Genomic DNA, 14,062 nt, shown 5'->3' with positions numbered 1-14,062 from the left:
CCCCGCGAAAGGCGAGGGCGGGCGGCCGCGCGGTCGATGGCGGCCTTGGGTAATGGAGCGGATGCTAGTGCGTCGAGTCCAGAGCAGCGCTTACTATGCCTGCTTCCGGCGCCAGCAGGACAATCAGGCCGGCAGCCGCCAGGAAAGGCCCAAAGGGGTAGGCACCGCATGGGCGCAGCGTACGCTGATGCACCATCGCGAAGGCGACCCCCCCGATGCTTGCAAGCAATAGCACGGTGGGCAGAGCGGCAAGGCCGCACCATGCACCCAGCGCTGCAGCCAGCTTGAAGTCTCCCCTCCCCATACCTTCGGTGCCGCGCATGGCCTGGTAAGCACGGGCAAGCAGCCACGGCATCAGGTAGCCCGCCAGGGCGCCAAGCAGCGCTGCGGCGGTGTTGGCCACAAGCCCGATGGCGGGTGCCGCCGCCAGGCCAAGTAGCAACAGGGGTATGTTGAGGGCGTCTGGCAGCAACCCTGTACGAGCGTCGATCAGCGCCAGGCAGCAAAGCAGGAATGCCATGGTGGTGACTATGCCAAAGCGGGGCGACCAGCCATATGCCAGCCACGCTGCCATGCAGGCAATCGCCAGTACGGCGGCACCCGCTAGATGGCTGCCACCCGCGCCGGGCACGCGCCGGCCGGCGCGTGCGAGCGCATGCAGCAAGGTGGCGGCATCAGGATGCTGGCCGCCGGCGATGGCATGTGTGTAGTGAGCGGCCAGGCCGCCACTGGCCAACCCCAGCGCCATCCCCAGGCCGCCGGCTGCGAGCACGTGGGGCATTCAGCCAGCTGTTTCGGGCGCGGCATGCCATTCGCCGCTCTTGCCGCCGGACTTGTAGCATAGCCGAACCTGCTCGATGACGATGCCTTTATCGGCCGCCTTGCACATGTCGTAGATAGTGAGCGCGGCGACGCTGCAGGCGGTCATTGCTTCCATTTCGACCCCTGTCTTGTAGTCTGTACGGCAGGTGGCGATCACGGTGATGGTGCGAGCATCCGGGTCGGTGTCGAAGTCTATGCCCACGAAACTGAGCGGCAGGCTGTGGCACAGCGGGATGAGTTCGGCACAACGCTTGGCGGCCAGCACGCCGGCGATGCGTGCGGTGCCCAGCACTTCGCCTTTGGCGTTGTTGCCGGCCGACAGCAGTGCGAAGGCCTGTGGGCCCAGGCGCACGCGGCCCTGGGCAATAGCGGTGCGTTGGGTGGACGCTTTGTGGCCGACATCGACCATGGTGGCTTTGCCGGTTTCGTCCAGATGCGTCAGGCGCGGCGTTTCGTCAGGTGTGGCGCTAGTGGCAGGCGCAGCGGGGTGATTGCGTTTAGTCATTTGCAGAGGCGCGGGCGGGTGCCTTACGCGGCGGAGTTTTGTGGATGGTGATGGCGGGCGGCGCGGCATCGCGGCCACCGATGGCGCCTATGATATACGCAATGCGGGGTGCTGGCGGTCGCAGTGTGGCGGATCGGCGCGCGTATCGTCTGTTGTGTCTTCGGCGGCGTGTCCGGGACGACACTCCGCCTGCAGGGCCTGCGCGTGCGTCGTATGATTACAGGTGCCGGGCGGTTGGCGGTGCGGCTGCGGTGTGCCGCGACCTCCCGGGTATGCCTGATGCGTAGCGCCCAAGCGCTGCTGCGGATGGGCCTGTTTTTTAGCGCATCGGGATCCGCCCGATGCTTTCCAAGCTTAGCTACCGGAGTAATTATGACCATCAAGATTGGCGACCGCGTTCCCGACGGCACACTCAGCGAATTCTTTGACGTTGAAACAGGCGGCTGCGCCGTGGGGCCCAATAATTTCCAGGTGGCCGACCTGGTAAAAGGCAAGAAAATCGCCGTGTTCGCCGTGCCGGGCGCATATACCCCCACCTGCTCGCAGAAGCACCTGCCCGGCTATATCGAGGCAGCAGACAAGCTCAAGGCCAGCGGCGTTGATGAAATCTGGTGCGTTGCTGTCAACGACCCGTTCGTTATGGGGGCGTGGGGGCGCGACCAGGGGGTAAACGGCCGTGTGCGCATGATGGCCGACGGCAGCGCCGCCTGGACCCGTGCGCTTGGGCTGGAGCTCGACCTTACCGCGCGCGGCATGGGCGTGCGTTCGCAGCGCTACTCCGCACTGCTGGATGATGGCGTCGTCAAGCAGCTGAATGTTGAGCAAGGCGGCAAGTTCGAAGTCAGCGACGCGGGCACGATGCTGTCGCAGCTTGGTTGAGGCGGCACATTTTCGGCCGGGCGTCCTGTCTTGTCCCGCATGGCGGCAGGGCAGGGCACCCGGCCGGCGCCTTGTGGCGGCAAGCCGCCATGCTTTCCGATTCCGCTGATTGAGGTTTGCCGCTGTCATGGTGCAAGCAATTGCCGCTTTTTTTTCTCTGTACCTGGCAACGCTGTTGTTGTTGGTGGGTTCGGGGCTGTTCAATACCTATATGAGCCTGCGGCTCACGGCGGCTAATGTTTCCGAGCTATGGGTGGGCGGGCTGATTGCGGTGTATTACCTGGGCCTGGTGTTCGGGGCGCGTATTGGCCACAAGGTGATTATGCGGGTGGGCCACATCCGTGCGTATTCGGCCATGGCCGCTGTCGTCACCGTGACTGTGCTTGTGCTGGCGCTGGTGGACAACCTCTGGATCTGGCTGGGTTTCCGTTTTCTGGCCGGGATTGCAATGGTGACGCAGTTCGTGGTGCTGGAAAGCTGGCTCAACGAGCAGACGGAAAACGCACAACGAGGGCGCGTGTTTGCGTTCTACATGGTGTGTTCGAGTTGCGGCACCGTACTGGGACAGCTGTCACTGACGCTGTTTCCCGAGCTCAATTATCAGCCGCTGATTTTCGCGGCGATGGTGTCGGCGCTATGCCTGATCCCTGTCGCCCTGACGCGCCGGCTGCACCCCGCGCTGCAAGTGCCTGCGCCTATCCATGCGCGTTATTACGTTGCGCGCGTGCCGCTCTCGCTGCTGGTGCTGTTCGTTGCAGGGGTGCTCACTGGTGCGTTCTATGGGCTGGCGCCTGTATACGCGTTGCGGCAAGGGCTGGATAACAGTCAAGTGGCTGTATTCCTGGCTGCGAGCGTGGCGGCGGGCTTGCTTGCGCAGTGGCCGCTGGGCTGGTTGGCCGACCGCCTGAATCGTGCAGGCATGATACGCGTGAATGCTGTCGTACTGATGCTGGCCGTGGTGCCCTTGTGGGGGTGGTGGCAGTTTCCGTATTGGGCACTGGTCGTGTTCTCGTGCGTAATGGGGGCGCTGCAGTTCACGCTGTACCCGCTGGGCGCCGCCTTTGCCAACGACAACGTTGATCCTGATCGACGTGTTGGCCTTAGTGCCATTCTGTATATGGTGTACGGCGTGGGCGCCTGTGTAGGGCCGCTGATCGCAGGCTTGATGATGCGGCTTCTGGGTACGTCGATGTACTTTGTTTTCCTGTCTGCCTGCTCGCTGGTGCTGGTATTGTTCGTGCGCCCAAGGAAGGTGACGGGGGCGAACCTGAGCCAGGATGCCCCCACGCATTTCGTGCCAATGTCCGACAGCCTGCAGAGTTCCAACGTGGTTGCCAACCTGGATCCGCGCGTGGATGTTGCGTCTGACGTGTCGTTTGTAACGCCGCAGGAAGAGGGCGGCGCGCCAGCCGCTGGGGTGCGCGCCGCAACACCCTCAGCGGGGGATGAGTGCAACAATGGCGCCGATGGCGAGGGCAATGCCGGCGATATTGAGCAGGGTGAGCCGCTCACGGAAAAACCCCGCGCCGACCAGGGTGCCGGCTGAAATCACGCCGATATTCATGGCTGAGAACACCAGCGTGGGGTTGTCGGGGAAAGTCTGGTGCGCGCGAATATAGAAGTAGATATTGCCGAAGTTCAGCAGGCCCAGCAGTACGCCCGCCACCACATTGCGCCGCGCCCAGGCTGCCCGGCGCGCCACCAGATAGCCAAAGATGATGATGCCTGCGAGCACAAAGGCGACGAACAGGCTGCTGGAAAAATTGGCACCCGCCTTAGCCAACTGCTTGAACAGGATGTCTATCGTGCCGTAGCCTACCCAGACCGCAAGCAATAGGCCAGCGGTCAGCATGCGACCCGACTGGCCGGCCGTGCTATCGCGCGGGCGCGACAGCAGGCAGGCCAGGGCAGCGAGCGCCAGCGCGATACCGGCCAGCTTCTGCATCGAGGCGGCTTCGCCGAAGATGACGAATGATGCCAGCAAGGGGATGAATAATGAAAGGCGTTGTGCCGCATCGCTCAGCACAATACCAGCGTGCCGCACCGCGCCGGCCATGGCCAGAAAGAGGGTAGGCAGCAGGATGCCCAGCGCGCCCAGCACCCACCACGGCGTTTCGGGTGCAAGTAGGGAGGACGGATGCGGGCGCAGAATGGCCAGGCATAGCGTGGCCGCGACCACGTAATTGACGGCGATTGCCTGGTCAATGGCAAGGTCGCGCTTGCGCGCAACCTTGAGCAGGACCGAAACGGCAACGCTGCAGGTAATGCTGAGAAGCAGGATGATCATGGTGCGGAGACAGGCTGCGCGTCAGCGTTGGTGACGGCGTAATGCGCGGATGGCGCGCCCTGGGCGGGTGACAGCCCCAGGCGTTCGAACAGTGCGCGGTCTTTTTCCACCTGGGGATTGGCGGTGGTCAGCAGTTGGTCGCCATAGAAAATCGAGTTGGCGCCGGCCATGAAGCACAGCGCCTGCAGTGCGTCGTCCATCTGCTCGCGGCCGGCCGACAGGCGTACGACGGTGCGGGGCATGGTGATCCGGGCCACGGCGATCGTGCGTACGAATTCGAAGGGGTCGATGTCGGGTTTGCCGGCCAGTGGGGTGCCGGGCACCTTGACCAGGTTGTTGATGGGTACGGAATCGGGGTAGGGCCCGAGGTTGGCCAGTTGGGCGATCAGCCCTGCGCGATCTTCGCGCGTTTCTCCCATACCGACAATGCCGCCGGCGCAGACGTTTATGCCCGCGTCGCGCACGCGTTGCAGGGTGTCAAGGCGATCCTTGTAGCTGCGAGTGGTAATAATGCTGCCGTAGAACTCGGGCGATGTGTCGAGATTGTGGTTGTAGTAATCCAGGCCGGCGTCGCGCAACTGCTGCGCTTGGCCATCCTTGAGCATGCCCAGCGTGACGCAGGTTTCGAGCCCCATGGCTTTGACCGCCGAGACGAGCTCGGCGACAGCGTCCACCTGGCGCGCGGTGGGCGAGCGCCAGGCCGCGCCCATGCAGAAGCGCTGCGCGCCGCTGGCCTTGGCCTTGCGCGCTGCTTCCAGGACTTCTTCGACTGGCAGCAGAGCTTCCTTCTTCACTTCTGTGTCGTAGCGTGAGGATTGCGGGCAATAGGCGCAGTCTTCGGGACAGGCCCCCGTCTTGATGGATAGCAAGCTGGAGAGCTGGACGGTGTTTGGTTCATGATGCTCGCGATGCACGATCTGCGCGCGATGCACCAAGTCCATGAAGGGCAGTTCATAGAGCGCCACAATGTCTTCAGGCGTCCAGCGTTGGGCGCCGTTGATGGCCTGGCCGCCCTGGCCAGCCGAAGGGGTGCCGCGTTTGATTTGTGTGGTTTGCATTGCCGATGCCTCCGAGACGATGGCGCCTATATTAGAAATGGGCCCGAGAATCGGCAAGCGCAAACTGCGGCCAAATTGACGCTAAGTTTTATTAAAAAACCTTAAAAGTTCATTTAAAGGCGTTTTCTGGTATTCCCGGCGCAGCAATTCCGGGCAATTTCCTTGCTATGCGAAGGTGAAACTAAATGTATCGCCTTGTGTTCGATGTGGCGTGTAATGGCTCAGGCGCTTCGACCCTGAAGCGGCGTCCAGATCAGTTCGGGTATGGCATCCGCGCCCGCATATACCCATGCCAACTGCTGGTAGCGATATGCCAGCCAGTTGCCGCCCGCGCGGCTGGCATTGAGCAGGATCAGCGTGGGTTCTGCGTGCGTGTCTGCATGTTCTGCCAGGTTGCGCCCGCGCAGTACATGCAGCCCCATTCGCCCGGCATCGGCTTCCAGCGCCCGCTGGGCGCGCCGGTTTTGGGCCTGGCTGGCGAGCGGCTGCGCGCCCGGATTCCATGCGGTAAGTATGGCAATGCTGTGGATGCCCAGCGTGTGCATCAGCGCAGCCAGTTCGTTGCTGTGGGCGCCCACCCGGAGTGTCAGCGTACCAGCAGGCGCCTCAATAACGTAACGCGCCTGCTGGTAGGCCAGTTGTTGGTCCGGAGAGATCGACGTGAGGGGGGACAGGGGCATGCTTTGAGGTTCGGCCGCGTGAGTTGATCTATCTGCGTTAGTATCGACCATATTGGCGGTGGTGGAGCGTTCGTACATAGTATGAATACCGAGTATCTGGAAAGCTTTGTTCGAGTCATTGAATGCCGCTCGTTGGCTGAGGCTGCGCGCCGGCTGCATATCACGCCGGGGGCGGTGGCGGCTCGCATCAGGAGCCTCGAGAACGAGGTGGGTGCGGGGCTGATCCAGCGTTCTGGCCACACCGTCAGCCCCACCGAGGCTGGGCTGCGGATTTACAGCCGGGCGCAGGCATTGCTTCAGGATGCGCGGGACATGCAGGCGATTGCTGCCAGCGGTGCGCACGCTGGGGAACTGAGGTTGGGCGTGTTCTTCTCGGGGCTGACAACACACCTGCCGGCCTTGCTCGAGGAGTTCTGCCTGCGGCTGCAGCCTGACCTATCCATTCTCATCGATTATGACCCATCGGCGGAACTATGCAGCCGGGTACACCGCGGGCAGCTCGACGTGGCACTGGTGATCGAGCCGCCCTTTACCCTGCACAAGAATTGCGGCTGGCATACTTTGCAGGAGGAGCCGCTTACTGTGATTGCACCGCTTGGCATGGAAGGGCGCGATGCGCATGCGCTGCTGAGCGAAGAGCCTTTCATTCGCTACCACCGCAAGGCATTCAGCGGCCAATTGGTGGACAGATACCTGAAAGACAATAATCTGTTTCCGCGTCAGCGCCTGGAGATCGACAGCCTGTTAACAATTGTGGCCCTGGTGGAGCGAGGCGTAGGCGTGTCGCTGGTGCCAGACTCATTCTCCATCGCTTATCGTGCGCGCTCGATGATCAAGGTGCCGCTGCCCGAGCGGACGCCTATCCGCCGCATCGGCATGATCTGGAACAAACAAGGCCCCCGATTGGCCTTGGTACAGGCGTTGTTGGATCATGCCGTACATGTGTTCGAGGGGCGGGGTTCGCAATAAGTTTGCGTTAAAAACGCAGAAAAATTGCGCATTTGGCAACGCCTGCATCTCTAGAATTCCTGTCTGTTCAATGACGTTCTGAAGGTCCGATCCGAAATCGGTGCCGCGCGACGCGCTGCGCGGCGGCCCGGGCCTCGACGACCAGCTTATTGGAGGACAGGAGGCAATGATAGGTTTTCGCATTTTTTCGCTCACGCGTCGTGTGGATGCGGCATGGGTTGAAAGGTTCAGGCATATCCCGGTGGCGAATGTGAGCGATGTGATGGCGCGCATGAGCGGCGGCGGCGCTAATCTGCGTCCTATGCACGCTGGCGGTGTGTTAGCTGGGCCAGCGTTCACTGTGAGGACGCGCCCCGGGGACAACCTGATGGTGCATAAGGCGTTATCCATGGCGGCGCCTGGCGATGTGCTCGTGGTGGATGCGGGTGGCGACCTGAGCAATGCCATTATCGGTGAGATCATGACCGCCACCGCGCAGCGCCGAGGGCTGGCCGGTATCGTCATCCACGGCGCTATACGGGATGCGGGAACGATAGGCAAGCACGACTTCCCAGTCTACGCGGGAGGGGTCACGCATCGCGGGCCATACAAAGATGGGCCGGGCGAGATCAACGTGCCGATCAGCCTGAACGGCATGATCGTCCAGCCCGGCGACCTGATGCTGGGTGACGAGGATGGCCTGCTGTGCGTGCCTATTGATGAGGTGGCCGAGGTGTATGAAGCAGCGCACGCCAAGCATCTGCTTGAGCAGGGCATGCTCGCCGATATCGACGCTGATCGCCTCGATACGGCCTGGATCGATCAGACGCTCACGCGCTTGAACTGCGAGGTGATTGCATGATTCGGGTTGTGCGGCTGGATGTGTGGACAGCGCCGTGTTTCGACGAGATTCTTGCGGCGTCGGCGGATGTGACGCTGGACGTATTGGCGTGTGACGGCGATATGGAGCGCAATTGGGCATTGCTGTCCGAAGCCGACATCTATCACATTACGGCGGCGCGCGATGAGGTTCCTCCCCATTTGCTGATAAGTGCCGAGCTGATCAGCCGTTGCCCGAAACTCAAATGCGTATCCACGTCGGGGGCGGGCTACGACACCGTCGACATCCGGGCCTGCAGTGCGGCGGGTATCTTGGTGGTGAATCAGGCGGGCGGGAATGCGCAATCGGTGGCGGAGCATGCGCTGGCATTGATGCTTGCGCTTGCGCGCCGCCTTCCTGAGTCGGCCCGTCGACTCAGGCGAAGGGACGGCGTCGCCTTCACGCGCGAAGACCTCATGGGCAACGAGATCGGCGGTAAAACCCTGGGTTTGGTGGGTATCGGGCATATCGGTACCCGCACAGCCAGGCTGGCTGCAGCGTTTGGCATGAAAGTGCTGGCATCTGATCCTTACCTAGACCAGCAAGAGATTGTGGCGCGAGGCGCAGCGCCTGTGTCGCTGGAGGAGTTGCTGGCGCGCAGCGATATCGTGTCGCTGCATTGCCCGCGCACCCCTGAAACGCTCGGCCTTTTCAACGCGAAGCGCTTCCAGCAAATGAAGCGCGGTGCGTACTTTGTGACGACGGCACGGGGCGGTATCCACAACGAGGTGGATCTCTATCAAGCATTGTTGGCGGGTCATCTGGGAGGCGCCGGCCTGGACGTTTGGTCTGTCGAACCGCCGCCGCCCGATCATCCCCTATTGACGCTGGACAATGTGGTGCCCACCTACCACACGGCCGGCGTTACCCATGAAGGTCGGCGCAACGTTGCGGCATTGGCGGCTCGGCAGATCGTCGACATTTGTGAGGGTGCCGCCCCGGCCCGGATGGTAAATCCGGAAATCTACCCGCGCTTTCTGGCAGGCTTCGCAGCCTGAAGTCATGCGAGCGGGATCATTTAAAACCAGAGGAGACTGAACGATGCATAACTTTTCTATTGTGTGCCGCATGCCACGCAAGGTGCTTGCACTGGCCGCTTCAGCCATGATGATCAGTGCGGTGGCCATGCCCGCTGCTCAGGCCGCTTACCCCGAGCATCCGATCAATATGGTCGTGTCATATGGCCCCGGCGGAGGCACTGACTTGGTGGCCCGTGCGCTGGCGCCCTATATCGAGAAGTATCTGGGCAACAACGCGCGTATCGTCGTGCTGAACCGGCCGGGCGCGGGCGGTGAGATTGGCTTTGCAGAGATCGCCCGCGCCAAGCCAGATGGATACACGATCGGTTTTTTGAACACGCCCAATCTGCTCACGATTCCGATCGAACGCAAGGCACAGTATCATTGGACCGGCTTCGATCTGCTGGGCAATCTGATCGATGATCCGGATAGCTTCGCGATCAATACCGGCAAGCATGATTTCAAGACGCTGAGCGAGTTGGCCAAGTATGCCAAAGCACACCCGGGCGAGGTGACGGTGGGTACCACGGGCAAGGGGTCTGACGACCACCTGGCTATGCTGGCCTTCCAGAAGGCGGCTGGCGTCGAGATGGTGCATGTGCCATACAAGGGGGCCGGCCCAGTGCGCACAGCCATTACAGGCGGCGAGATCACCCTGGCCGCCATGAATATCGGTGAAGTGAAGGCCTATATGGATGGCGGCTCGCCGATGCGGCCGTTGGGCGTGATGAGCCACGAGCGGTCAGATGTTGCCCCTGATTTGCCTACATTCAAGGAGCAGGGCTACGACATCATTATGTCGTCGCTGCGAGGCATCGGTGCGCCAAAGGGGTTGCCTGAAGACGTGCGCGTCAAGCTGGTCGACGCAGTGAAAAAGGCGGCCAACGATCCTGAATTCCGAGAAAAATCGCGCAAGATGTTCGTGCCCATGCGCTATCTTGGGCCTGAGGAGTACAGGGTTGAGCTCATGGCTAGTGAAGCGCAGTTCCGCCAGGTCTGGAAAGATTCCCCTTGGTCGGAGTAAAGCCTGGACGGCAGGGTAATGGGGCGCGCCGCAGTGCGCCCCGTCGCTCGGTAGGTGGAGAACTATGCAGTATTCCAAGAAGAGGCTGGATAGCCTGTTGAGCCTGGATGATTTCGAGCAGGCTGCACGGCGTTATCTGCCGCGGGCATTGTTTGCTTATGTATCGGGCGGCGTCGAAACCAATACATCGCGTGATCAGAACCGTACCGTATTCCAGGAGTTGGGGTTTGTGCCTCGTGTAATGCGCGATGTGTCCTGTGTTGATATCAGCGCCAAACTGTGGGACGAAGCATATGCGGCGCCTTTCGGCATCGCGCCCATGGGGCTTGGTGCGCTGACAGCCTATCGGGGCGATCTGGCCCAAGCCAGCGCGGCGGGGCGTGCGGACGTGCCCATGATCATGAGCGGGTCGTCCCTGACCAGATTGGAGGAAGTGGCGGCGGCGGGCCGCCATGTGTGGTTCCAGGCCTATTTGCCGGGTACGCTGGCGCAGATCGAAGCGCTGATCGCGCGTGTACGTGCGGCTGGCTATGAGAAACTGGTCATCACGGTCGATACGCCAGTGGCCGCCAATCGCGAGAACAACGTCAGAGCGGGGTTTTCCACGCCGCTGCGGCCCTCGTTGAGGCTGTTGGCCGATGCCCTCATGCATCCGCGCTGGACGCTGGGCACCTGTGTGCGCACGCTCTGTCGCAGCGGCATACCGCATTTCGAGAACAATTATGCAAGCCGCGGCGCGCCGATCTTGTCGCGTCACGTGCTGCGCGACTTTTCTGATCGCGGTCATCTGAACTGGGCTTACTTTGAACGCATTCGGGCGCTTTGGCCCGGCAGGCTCATCATCAAGGGTGTACTGTCGGCGCTGGATGCGCGCAGGGCTGTCGATCTGGGCGCTGATGGCGTGATCGTATCCAATCATGGCGGTCGGCAACTGGACGGCGCTGTGGCGCCGCTGCGGGTGTTGCCCGAAATCGTGCGCGCTTGCCCGGGTGTACCCGTCATGATGGACAGCGGTATCCGGCGCGGCACTGACGTGGTTAAGGCGCTGGCGCTGGGCGCCCGCTTCGTTTTCGTGGGGCGGCCTTTCGGCTATGCGGCGGCGGTGGGAGGCGAGGCTGGTGTTCTGCGCGCCATTGACCTGTTGGCTCTCGAGTTGCGCCGCAATGCCGCGATGCTGGGTCTGACGCGGCTGACCGATGTGGATGCGGCCTGCCTGCGCGCGGTGACTGCATCGGACTGCTGGCATCCGTATTTGCCCCTGGTCGCCGCGCCACTGCCTGACGGCACACTTGAGCGCTGGGCCGTTGCGGATAGCGATGCTGTTTAGCCTGGGATATCTGGCTCGACCAGCCTGGCCAATTGCAATAGTGATTCCTGCCAGCCTAAATAGCACATTTCGGCCGGTATCGCCTCGGGGATGCCTTCCTGCACGACAGTGATTTCTGTGCCGCAGGATACCTGCTTCAAGGCAACCCGGGTGATCATTTGTTCAGGCATATCAGGGTTTTCGAACTGGTCTGAATAACGGATTATCTCGCCCGGCACCAGCTCGATGTATTCGCCGCCGAAGGCGTGGCTGGCGCCGGTGCTGAAGTTGCGGAACGACATTTTGTATGTGCCGCCTACCTTGGCGTCCATATGGTGCACCTGACAGGTATAGCCGTACGGCGCTATCCATTTCACGAGGGCGTCTGGTTCCAGGAAGGCACGATAGACGCGCTCTGGCGGGGCACGCAGGATGCGGTGCAAGTGAACGGTTCCGGTTGCCATGGTTTCTCCTTCAGGTGCTGGATTGAATGCTGGCAAACGCGTCTGCAATCCGCTGCGGCGCATTGGGGCGCGCGTACATGCGGGTCATGTATGCCTTGAGATTCGGAAAGCTCTCGAGCAGGCCAATCCGTTCGCCCCAGTCCAGTAGATAGGCTGTGATGCAATCGGCGATGGTGATGCCGTCGCCGACGATGTATTCACGCCCCTCCATATGGCGTTCAAGCACCGCCGCCATGGCCAGAAAATCTTCCTGTGCATGCGGGATATCCGCCGGCAAGCGCTTCTCCTCTGGATAGACGAACGAATTGCGGGCGATCCGCCACAGCGGCTGCTCCAGTTCGGTCACCGCGAACAGCGACCAGCGATACGCCAGCGCCCGTTCTTTTGGGTCGGCCGGAACCAGCCCTTTGTCGCCGTATTTTTCGGCCAGATACATGACAATGGCGGCCGACTCCGTGAGCACCAGATCGCCGTCAACGAGGACGGGCAGCTTGGCGGCCGGATTCAGGCGCAGGAAGTCGGGATGCAGATGCTCGCCGGCGGCGAGGTTGACAGGGACGAACTCGAATTCGGCGTCGAGTTCTTTGAGGGCCCACAGCGCGCGCAGCGAGCGCGTAGGGCCATATCCGTATAGTTTCATCATGGAAGAGTCCTCCGGGTTGCAAACGGATTGCGGTGTAAGAACGCGGTTGCGGAGGCAGGGAACTCGGGCGGGTTGCTGAGTTGCCAGCATCCTACGCAGCCAGTGCGGTGGCCCTGAGTGAATATTGTGATGATTCTGAAGTTTATACCAAGAGCCCGTGATCCCGAACGGGGATGTGTAGCGCATGCGGATGGGGTGCGAAGGCGACCGTACCGAGTGCCTGGCAAGGTCACGCCAGTGAGCAATAACAGGGGGCATCGAGCAAAAAAACGCACTTACATGGTGTAAGCGTTTTTTACTGAATTATTTGGCGGAGCGGACGGGGCTCGAACCCGCTACCCCCGGCGTGACAGGACAATTATTGAGGTCAATGTTCATGCGGGTTTCCAGCCAAACCATATTCCAAAAAACGTTAAAAACATGTCGATTTCATGCGGTTTTGCGAACTTTTATTCCAAAGTCCTTGACTCGAAACTCTGGTGCCCAACCCTAGGCAGGTTCAAGTACACGCATCTCAATGTGCAGCCCAGCGGCAGCGGCCATATTGACCAGTGCATCAAGACCAAAAACATTGATTTTTCCACGCATCAGGTCAGAGACGCGGGGCTGGGTCACGCCAAAAAGCTTGGCGGCTTCGGCCTGGCTCATCTTGACGTGAATAATGTGCTGCTTCAGCGCTGTCATGAGGACTGAACGAAGTTTCATGTTTTCAGCTTCTTCCGTGGTGTCCTCGATGGCATCCCAGACGCTGGTAAATCGTTGCTTGCTCATTTGCTCAGCTCCTGCAATAGGTCCCGATAACGTTTCGAGGCCAAGTCTATATCCGCCTTGCTGGTTTTCTCCGTCTTTTTCTGAAAGCAGTGAATCACATAGACGGCATCGGCGAACCTGGCGACGTAGACAACCCTGAAGGCACCGGCACTATCGCGAACGCGGATTTCTCTGACGCCTTGGCCCACTGTGTTCATAGGCTTCCAGTCATCCGGATCTAAACCGTTCTGCACCTGATCGATCTGGTAACCCGCTTCGCGCTTGGCAGAGGGCGGGAAGGCGCGAAGATCATCAAGTGAGGTTCCGAGGAACTCGACAGGCTTGAACAGCGGCATGCCTAATTTATACAATATTTTGTATGTTTTGAAAAGCTCAATACCATCTCTTTACTGTCGTAGCGGCGGCTGGCTCAATGATAGGCAGGGAGCGTTCTCTAAGGGGAAGCCCTTGCGAAAGAGGCCGCTACGTTTCGAAGGCATGTACGGAGGCGCAGAAACGTCGTTCTTTGTGCATCTGGAATACGTATTGCGTTCCCCGGCTGAATCCGCAGTCATAGCAGCCACTAGCGACCGGCCGTTTTCGACCGAGGCTGTGTGAAAACGCTTTGCGGGCGGCAGCCCAAAAATTAAAATCGCAGCACCTGTTTTGAGCGAGGTGCCCCATGAGGCGATTCATTGAAGGCCAGAGCCGCGAGCAAGTGTGAATCGAACCGGAAATCGCGGAGGCTGTTGGGTTAAAGTAAAACAGGTTCCTCAGCCGGTGCTGCAAGTTGTCGA

At 60.9% G+C, this 14,062-nt stretch carries 16 protein-coding genes; 7 read left to right on the top strand and 9 right to left on the bottom strand.

All coding sequences use genetic code 11. The features are described 5' to 3' along the window. Positions 1 to 64: 64 nt before the first annotated feature. Entirely contained in the window at positions 65 to 781 is a 717-nt protein-coding gene (locus LOL23_RS18775; RefSeq protein ID WP_160982218.1) for a prepilin peptidase, read from the bottom strand. Continuing rightward, positions 782 to 1,327: a cyclic pyranopterin monophosphate synthase MoaC gene (gene moaC, locus LOL23_RS18770; RefSeq protein WP_160982216.1), complete on the bottom strand. Its 546-nt coding sequence runs from the start codon at positions 1,325 to 1,327 to the stop codon at positions 782 to 784. Between the two features lie 372 nt (positions 1,328 to 1,699). Here moaC and LOL23_RS18765 point away from each other — a divergent pair, with 372 nt between their 5' ends. Next, a complete protein-coding gene (locus tag LOL23_RS18765) occupies positions 1,700 to 2,206 on the top strand; it encodes a peroxiredoxin (RefSeq protein WP_160982214.1) in 507 nt (168 codons plus the stop codon). Positions 2,207 to 2,333: 127 nt separating this feature from the next. Beyond that, positions 2,334 to 3,752, top strand: coding sequence for an MFS transporter (locus tag LOL23_RS18760; RefSeq protein WP_160982212.1), 1,419 nt, complete (start codon positions 2,334 to 2,336; stop codon positions 3,750 to 3,752). Here the strand turns inward: LOL23_RS18760 and LOL23_RS18755 are convergent. From LOL23_RS18755 to LOL23_RS18745, 3 genes are all read right to left on the bottom strand, one after another. Continuing rightward, positions 3,642 to 4,493: an EamA/RhaT family transporter gene (locus tag LOL23_RS18755; protein ID WP_160982210.1), complete on the bottom strand. Its 852-nt coding sequence runs from the start codon at positions 4,491 to 4,493 to the stop codon at positions 3,642 to 3,644. The genes LOL23_RS18760 and LOL23_RS18755 overlap by 111 nt on opposite strands. Next, complete coding sequence (gene bioB / locus LOL23_RS18750; protein ID WP_160982208.1) at positions 4,490 to 5,551, bottom strand: biotin synthase BioB; 1,062 nt, start codon at positions 5,549 to 5,551, stop codon at positions 4,490 to 4,492. The genes LOL23_RS18755 and bioB overlap by 4 nt, the downstream gene beginning before the upstream one ends. A 221-nt stretch (positions 5,552 to 5,772) precedes the next feature. Then, positions 5,773 to 6,231, bottom strand: a complete 459-nt coding sequence (locus tag LOL23_RS18745; protein ID WP_160982206.1) for a DUF3293 domain-containing protein — start codon at positions 6,229 to 6,231, stop codon at positions 5,773 to 5,775. Positions 6,232 to 6,312: 81 nt separating this feature from the next. Here LOL23_RS18745 and LOL23_RS18740 point away from each other — a divergent pair, with 81 nt between their 5' ends. The 5 genes from LOL23_RS18740 to LOL23_RS18720 all read left to right on the top strand — a co-directional run bounded on the left by LOL23_RS18740 (position 6,313) and on the right by LOL23_RS18720 (position 11,429). Then, a complete protein-coding gene (locus tag LOL23_RS18740; protein WP_160982204.1) occupies positions 6,313 to 7,200 on the top strand; it encodes a LysR substrate-binding domain-containing protein in 888 nt (295 codons plus the stop codon). Positions 7,201 to 7,366: 166 nt separating this feature from the next. Next, positions 7,367 to 8,041, top strand: a complete 675-nt coding sequence (locus tag LOL23_RS18735; RefSeq protein WP_160982202.1) for an RraA family protein — start codon at positions 7,367 to 7,369, stop codon at positions 8,039 to 8,041. Further along, positions 8,038 to 9,057 carry a hydroxyacid dehydrogenase gene (locus LOL23_RS18730; protein ID WP_237174121.1) on the top strand — a complete coding sequence of 340 codons (1,020 nt, stop codon included), beginning with the start codon at positions 8,038 to 8,040 and terminating at the stop codon, positions 9,055 to 9,057. Before LOL23_RS18735 ends, LOL23_RS18730 begins: the two co-directional genes overlap by 4 nt. Positions 9,058 to 9,100: 43 nt before the next feature. Next, positions 9,101 to 10,102, top strand: coding sequence for a tripartite tricarboxylate transporter substrate binding protein (locus LOL23_RS18725; protein ID WP_160982198.1), 1,002 nt, complete (start codon positions 9,101 to 9,103; stop codon positions 10,100 to 10,102). A gap of 64 nt (positions 10,103 to 10,166) precedes the next feature. Beyond that, the gene (locus LOL23_RS18720; protein ID WP_160982196.1) at positions 10,167 to 11,429 is read left to right on the top strand and encodes an alpha-hydroxy acid oxidase; all 1,263 of its coding nucleotides are present in this window, start codon (positions 10,167 to 10,169) and stop codon (positions 11,427 to 11,429) included. Here LOL23_RS18720 and LOL23_RS18715 read toward each other — a convergent pair. From LOL23_RS18715 to LOL23_RS18700, 4 genes are all read right to left on the bottom strand, one after another. Further along, positions 11,426 to 11,872 (bottom strand): SRPBCC family protein, encoded by a 447-nt coding sequence (locus tag LOL23_RS18715; RefSeq protein ID WP_160982194.1) that lies wholly within the window; start codon positions 11,870 to 11,872, stop codon positions 11,426 to 11,428. The genes LOL23_RS18720 and LOL23_RS18715 overlap by 4 nt on opposite strands. A gap of 10 nt (positions 11,873 to 11,882) precedes the next feature. Next, a complete protein-coding gene (locus LOL23_RS18710; RefSeq protein ID WP_160982302.1) occupies positions 11,883 to 12,512 on the bottom strand; it encodes a glutathione S-transferase family protein in 630 nt (209 codons plus the stop codon). 492 nt (positions 12,513 to 13,004) lie between these two features. Next, a complete protein-coding gene (locus LOL23_RS18705; protein ID WP_160982192.1) occupies positions 13,005 to 13,286 on the bottom strand; it encodes a helix-turn-helix domain-containing protein in 282 nt (93 codons plus the stop codon). Continuing rightward, on the bottom strand, positions 13,283 to 13,621 hold the full coding sequence (locus LOL23_RS18700) for a type II toxin-antitoxin system RelE/ParE family toxin (RefSeq protein WP_160982190.1): 339 nt from the start codon (positions 13,619 to 13,621) through the stop codon (positions 13,283 to 13,285). The genes LOL23_RS18705 and LOL23_RS18700 overlap by 4 nt, the downstream gene beginning before the upstream one ends. Positions 13,622 to 14,062 lie beyond the last annotated feature (441 nt).

Source organism: Paracandidimonas lactea, assembly GCF_021653995.1.
GTDB lineage: Bacteria > Pseudomonadota > Gammaproteobacteria > Burkholderiales > Burkholderiaceae_B > Allopusillimonas > Allopusillimonas lactea.
The sequence above is the reverse complement of the archived record's forward strand: the minus strand, read 5'-3'. Positions and strand labels throughout refer to the sequence as shown.

What these genes read in the sequence shown, in the direction of transcription:
- LOL23_RS18755 (WP_160982210.1), bottom strand. Translation starts at nt 4,493, where the DNA reads ATGATCATCCTGCTTCTCAGCATTACCTGCAGCGTTGCCGTTTCGGTC.
- LOL23_RS18730 (WP_237174121.1), top strand. Translation starts at nt 8,038, where the DNA reads ATGATTCGGGTTGTGCGGCTGGATGTGTGGACAGCGCCGTGTTTCGAC.
- LOL23_RS18765 (WP_160982214.1), top strand. Translation starts at nt 1,700, where the DNA reads ATGACCATCAAGATTGGCGACCGCGTTCCCGACGGCACACTCAGCGAA.
- LOL23_RS18745 (WP_160982206.1), bottom strand. Translation starts at nt 6,231, where the DNA reads ATGCCCCTGTCCCCCCTCACGTCGATCTCTCCGGACCAACAACTGGCC.
- LOL23_RS18740 (WP_160982204.1), top strand. Translation starts at nt 6,313, where the DNA reads ATGAATACCGAGTATCTGGAAAGCTTTGTTCGAGTCATTGAATGCCGC.
- bioB (WP_160982208.1), bottom strand. Translation starts at nt 5,551, where the DNA reads ATGCAAACCACACAAATCAAACGCGGCACCCCTTCGGCTGGCCAGGGC.
- LOL23_RS18725 (WP_160982198.1), top strand. Translation starts at nt 9,101, where the DNA reads ATGCATAACTTTTCTATTGTGTGCCGCATGCCACGCAAGGTGCTTGCA.
- LOL23_RS18705 (WP_160982192.1), bottom strand. Translation starts at nt 13,286, where the DNA reads ATGAGCAAGCAACGATTTACCAGCGTCTGGGATGCCATCGAGGACACC.
- LOL23_RS18700 (WP_160982190.1), bottom strand. Translation starts at nt 13,621, where the DNA reads ATGCCGCTGTTCAAGCCTGTCGAGTTCCTCGGAACCTCACTTGATGAT.
- LOL23_RS18760 (WP_160982212.1), top strand. Translation starts at nt 2,334, where the DNA reads ATGGTGCAAGCAATTGCCGCTTTTTTTTCTCTGTACCTGGCAACGCTG.
- LOL23_RS18775 (WP_160982218.1), bottom strand. Translation starts at nt 781, where the DNA reads ATGCCCCACGTGCTCGCAGCCGGCGGCCTGGGGATGGCGCTGGGGTTG.
- LOL23_RS18735 (WP_160982202.1), top strand. Translation starts at nt 7,367, where the DNA reads ATGATAGGTTTTCGCATTTTTTCGCTCACGCGTCGTGTGGATGCGGCA.
- LOL23_RS18710 (WP_160982302.1), bottom strand. Translation starts at nt 12,512, where the DNA reads ATGAAACTATACGGATATGGCCCTACGCGCTCGCTGCGCGCGCTGTGG.
- LOL23_RS18715 (WP_160982194.1), bottom strand. Translation starts at nt 11,872, where the DNA reads ATGGCAACCGGAACCGTTCACTTGCACCGCATCCTGCGTGCCCCGCCA.
- moaC (WP_160982216.1), bottom strand. Translation starts at nt 1,327, where the DNA reads ATGACTAAACGCAATCACCCCGCTGCGCCTGCCACTAGCGCCACACCT.
- LOL23_RS18720 (WP_160982196.1), top strand. Translation starts at nt 10,167, where the DNA reads ATGCAGTATTCCAAGAAGAGGCTGGATAGCCTGTTGAGCCTGGATGAT.